The following is a 3,467-nucleotide window of genomic DNA, read 5'->3' as shown; positions in this document are numbered from 1 at the left end:
AGCTCTGGGGCGTAACCCTGACGGATAAGGCTTTGTCGTTCCTCGTCGCTGAGCGCCTCGAGACGCGCCTTGTCCGGATCGACGTCCCCCATGCAGACCAGGCAAGCCGTGGTGGGCGTGACGACCGTGGACGCGTGACGATCTCGGCGCCGGCGCCGCGCGCCGCCTCGGCGATCTCGTCGTCGTCGGTCGAGACGACGACGCGTCCGATCCGCTCCGCGGCGAGCGCGGCCATCACCGCCCTGGCCACGAGCGGGATCCCGCCCACCCGGGCGAGGTTCTTGCCCGGGAGGCCCTGCGATCCGCCACGGGCGGGGATGACGGCCGTCGCGAGGGCGGTCGGGGCATCCGCCGCACCCTCGACCACGTCGGGTCGGATGGCGCGGTCGGCCCCCTCCGCTCGCGCCACCCGGCCGGGCGTGACGAGGAGCTCGGCGTGGGTCATGGCGCGAACCTATGCAGCCGCGGCGTCCGCGCGGTGCACGAGCGGTGAACGCCGGGCGACGGTCAGGTCGACGGGCGGTGCCGAGTCCGCTCGGATCGCGTTCGAGGTCGAACGAGCGGATGCCGCGGGCACCCGGCCCGCGGCATCCGCTCGCGTTCGTTCTCGCTCTGGCTCGTCGCCCGCGTTACCGGCGCAGGCGCTGCTCGGCGGCCTTCACCACGTTCGCGAGGAGCATGGCGCGGGTCATCGGACCGACGCCACCGGGGTTCGGCGAGAGGTGCCCGGCGACCTCGGCGACCGCAGGGTCGACATCGCCCGTGAGCCGTCCCTTGCCGGTCTCCTCGTCCTGCACGCGCGTGATGCCCACGTCGAGCACCGCGGCGCCCGGCTTGATCCACTCGGGCTTCACCAGGTGCGGCACGCCCACGGCCGCCACCACGATGTCGGCCCGGCGCACCTCGGCCGCGAGGTCCTCGGTGCGCGAATGGGTCAGCGTGACCGTCGCGTCGAGGCCCTTGCGGGTGAAGAGCAGCCCGAGCGGGCGGCCCACGGTGAGGCCGCGCCCGATGACCGTGACATGCCGCCCACGGATCGGCACGTCGTAGCGGCGGAGCATCTCGACGATGCCCGCCGGCGTGCACGGGAGCGGCGAGTGCAGCTCGCCCTCGATGCCCAGCACGAGCCGTCCGAGGTTCGTCGGGTGCAGGCCGTCGGCGTCCTTGTCGGGATCGATCAGCTCGAGCATCGCGTTCTCGTCGTGGCCCGCGGGCAGCGGCAGCTGCACGATGTAGCCGGTGACCGCGCGCGTCGAGTTGAGGTCGTGGATCGCCGCCCGCACGTCGTGCGTCGTCGCCGAGGCCGGAAGGTCGATGCGGATCGACTCGATCCCGACCTCGGCGCAGTCGCGGTGCTTTCCCGCCACGTAGGCACGCGAACCGGGGTCGTCGCCCACGAGAAGCGTGCCGAGGCCGGGCACGACCCCGTGCGCCCGCAGCAGCGCGATGCGCGACGCGAGCTCGGACTTGACGGCGGACGCCGTGGCGACGCCGTCGAGGGTGATGGCCGTCATGCCGCTCCCTACTGCTGAAGACCCGGGTACAGGGGGAACGCCGCCGTGAGGGCCTCGACCCGCGAGCGCAGCGCCGCGACATCCGCCTCGCCCTGCAGCGCGAGCGCGATGATGTCGGCGACCTCGGTGAACTCGGCGTCGCCGAAGCCGCGGGTGGCGAGTGCCGGCGTGCCGATGCGCAGGCCCGAGGTGACCATCGGCGGACGCGGGTCGAACGGCACCGCGTTGCGGTTCACCGTGATGAGCGCGTCGTGCAGCAGGTCCTCGGCCTGCTGGCCGTCGATCTTCGAGTTGCGGAGGTCGGCGAGCACGAGGTGCACGTCGGTGCCGCCCGTGAGCACGTCGACGCCGGCAGCACGCGAGTCGTCGGCCGTGAGGCGGTCGGCGAGGATCTGCGCGCCGCGGATCGTGCGGGCCTGGCGGTCCTTGAACTCCTCGGATGCCGCGATCTTGAACGCCGTGGCCTTCGCTGCGATCACGTGCATGAGCGGGCCGCCCTGCTGGCCCGGGAACACGTTGGAGTTGAGCTTCTTCGCGAGCTCGGTGTCGCGCGAGACGATGAAGCCCGAGCGGGGGCCGCCGATCGTCTTGTGCACCGTCGACGACACGACGTCGGCGTGCGGCACGGGGCTCGGGTGCAGGCCCGCGGCCACGAGACCCGCGAAGTGCGCCATGTCGACCCAGAGCTTCGCGCCGACCTCGTCGGCGATCGCGCGGAACGCCGCGAAGTCGAGGTGGCGGGGGTACGCCGACCAGCCGGCGATGATGACCTGCGGCTTGTGCTCGAGGGCCTTGTCGCGCACCACGTCCATGTCGACGAGGAACGTCTCGGGGTTCACTCCATACGACACGGCGTTGTAGAGCTTGCCCGAGAAGTTGAGCTTCATGCCGTGGGTGAGGTGGCCGCCGTGCGCGAGCTCGAGGCCGAGGATGGTGTCGCCGGGCGTGGCGATGGCGCTGAGCACCGCGGCGTTGGCCGTGGCGCCCGAGTGCGGCTGGACGTTCGCGTACTCGGCGCCGAACAGGCTCTTCGCGCGCTCGATGGCGAGCGACTCGGCGATGTCGACGTACTCGCAGCCGCCGTAGTAGCGACGGCCGGGGTAGCCCTCGGCGTACTTGTTCGTGAGCACCGAGCCCTGGGACTGCAGCACCGAGACGGGCACGAAGTTCTCGCTCGCGATCATCTCGAGGTAGTCGCGCTGGCGACCGAGTTCGAGCTCGAGAACTTCGGCGATCTCGGGGTCGACCTCGGACAGGGGGGCATTGAAGACGGATTCGGCCAAGACTGGCTCCTTATGACATGCGGACCTGAAGGGGTGCTGCTGCGAGCGCGACTCGCGCGGCAGCAGGCGCACCGGCCCAGGCGAGCGGTCGGTCCGTGCCAGTCGCTCCCCGATGGGTACCCATCTCAACGCCAGTCGCGACGCTGGCAAGCATAGCAACGGATGCCGCGAGCGGCCGTTTCGGGGTCGCCCAGGACTGTCACACGGCGTCGCCGCGTGGCAGGATGGACGCGACCGTGTTTGTAAGGAGTCCTGCCTTATTCGGCGGACCGGACCGACCAGGGGACGCATGCACCGACGCACCTTCCGCGCTGGCGTGGCCGTGGCGGCCGCCCTGACCGGTCTCGCGCTCCTCTCGACCACGCTCACCGCCTGCACCGCCGACGAGAACGGAGACGCCGTGACCGGCATCGTCCCCGCCCCCACCACGTTCGAGACGCCCGACGGGCCGCCGTTCCGGCTCACCGACGGCACACGGATCGTCGCCGCCGGCGACGGGGCCGCCGCCGTCGCCGAGACGTTCGCCGGACAGGTGCGCGCCGCCACGGGCTACGCGCTGCCCGTCGTGGGCGGCGAGCCCGCGGCATCCGACCTCGCGTTCGTGGTCGCCGACGGCGAGGCGCCGGCGGGGGCCGACGCGGCCGAGGAGGGGTACACGCTCGAGTCGAGC

The 3,467-nt window shown here is 72.1% G+C and carries 4 protein-coding genes and 1 riboswitch; of the genes, 1 reads left to right on the top strand and 3 read right to left on the bottom strand.

Annotation, left to right across the window (positions count from 1 at the left end):
- The 3 genes from GH736_RS19455 to glyA all read right to left on the bottom strand — a co-directional run.
- A partial coding sequence (locus tag GH736_RS19455) for a cytidylyltransferase domain-containing protein (RefSeq protein ID WP_159606285.1) occupies positions 1-445 on the bottom strand: 445 nt, incomplete at its 3' end.
- A 184-nt stretch (positions 446-629) separates the two neighbouring features.
- Complete coding sequence (locus GH736_RS19450) at positions 630-1,514, bottom strand: bifunctional methylenetetrahydrofolate dehydrogenase/methenyltetrahydrofolate cyclohydrolase (protein ID WP_159606283.1); 885 nt, start codon at positions 1,512-1,514, stop codon at positions 630-632.
- 8 nt (positions 1,515-1,522) lie between these two features.
- Positions 1,523-2,797 (bottom strand): serine hydroxymethyltransferase, encoded by a 1,275-nt coding sequence (glyA, locus tag GH736_RS19445; protein ID WP_203230864.1) that lies wholly within the window; start codon positions 2,795-2,797, stop codon positions 1,523-1,525.
- 67 nt (positions 2,798-2,864) lie between these two features.
- A riboswitch (ZMP/ZTP riboswitch) is annotated at positions 2,865-2,946 on the bottom strand.
- Positions 2,947-3,086: 140 nt separating this feature from the next.
- Between glyA and GH736_RS19440 the strand changes: the two genes are divergently transcribed.
- On the top strand, positions 3,087-3,467 hold a 381-nt coding region (locus tag GH736_RS19440), incomplete at its 3' end, for a glycoside hydrolase family 20 zincin-like fold domain-containing protein (protein WP_328596920.1).

Source organism: Agromyces humi (assembly GCF_009720255.1).
Taxonomy (GTDB): Bacteria; Actinomycetota; Actinomycetes; order Actinomycetales; family Microbacteriaceae; genus Agromyces; species Agromyces humi.
This window is presented reverse-complemented; position numbering and strand designations above follow the sequence as displayed.